The organism is Methylobacterium sp. WL103 (assembly GCF_008039885.1).
GTDB classification, from domain to species: domain Bacteria; phylum Pseudomonadota; class Alphaproteobacteria; order Rhizobiales; family Beijerinckiaceae; genus Methylobacterium; species Methylobacterium cerastii.
Genome location: NZ_VRUX01000970.1, coordinates 1 through 1,069 on the forward strand (window position 1 = coordinate 1; position 1,069 = coordinate 1,069).

At 72.2% G+C, this 1,069-nt stretch carries 1 protein-coding gene; it reads left to right on the forward strand.

The genetic code is table 11. The annotated features are described in order from the left end of the window. Positions 1 to 1,069 (forward strand): endolytic transglycosylase MltG (gene mltG / locus FV222_RS27110; protein ID WP_147816223.1); only part of this gene is annotated, 1,069 nt, incomplete at both ends.

Consider the following 1,069-nt stretch of genomic DNA (forward strand, 5'->3'; position numbering starts at 1 on the left):
GCCGCCGCCCGAGCGGCCCGAGCACCGCCGCGGCGGCCTGCTCGCCACCATCAGCGGGCTCCTGACCTTCGCCGTCGCGGTCGCGATCGCCGCGATGCTGGGGCTGACCCTGTTCCAGCGGCAGGTGCAGGAGCCCGGCCCGCTGCCCGCCGACAAGGTCGTCGTGATCCCGTCGCGGAGCGGCACCGGGGAGATCGCGGAGATCCTCAAGCGCGAGGGCGTGATCGACCATGTCGGGCTGTTCGAGTTCGCCGCCCGCTTCGGCGGGCGCCCGCCGCTGAAGGCCGGCGAGTACACTTTCAAGGCCCATGCCAGCATCGGCGAAGCGATCGACACCGTGACCACGGGCCGGCAGGTCCAGCACGCGATCACCTTCCCCGAGGGGCTGACCTCCGAGCAGATCGTGGTGCGCCTCAACGAGAACGACGTGCTGACCGGCGAGGTCGGCGAGATCCCGCCCGAGGGCTCGCTCCTGCCCGACACCTACAAGTTCGAGCGCGGCGCCACCCGCCAGCAGATCGTCAACCTGATGCGCGAGAAGCAGCGCCGGGTCCTCAACGACATCTGGCTGCGCCGCAGCGCCGACGTGCCGGTCCGCACGCCCGCCGAAATGGTGACGCTCGCCTCCATCGTCGAGAAGGAGACCGGCCGCGCCGACGAGCGCCCGCGGGTCGCCGGCGTGTTCGTAAACCGCCTGAACAAGCGGATGAAGCTGCAATCGGACCCGACCATCGTCTACGGGCTGGTCGGCGGGCGCGGCACCCTCGGGCGCGGCATCCAGCGCTCCGAGATTGAGCGCGCGACGCCCTACAACACCTACGTGATCGAGGGCCTGCCGCCCGGCCCGATCGCCAACCCCGGCCGCGCCGCGCTCGAGGCGGTGGCCAACCCCTCGCGCACCAAGGACCTGTTCTTCGTGGCCGACGGCACCGGCGGCCACGCCTTCGCCGAGAGCCTGGACGGCCACCAGAAGAACGTCGCGCGCTGGCGCCAGGTCGAGAAGAGCCGCCAGACCACGGCGCCGGACAGCGTCGACAAGGCCGAGCCGCCCGCCGACGCGGTGCCGCCC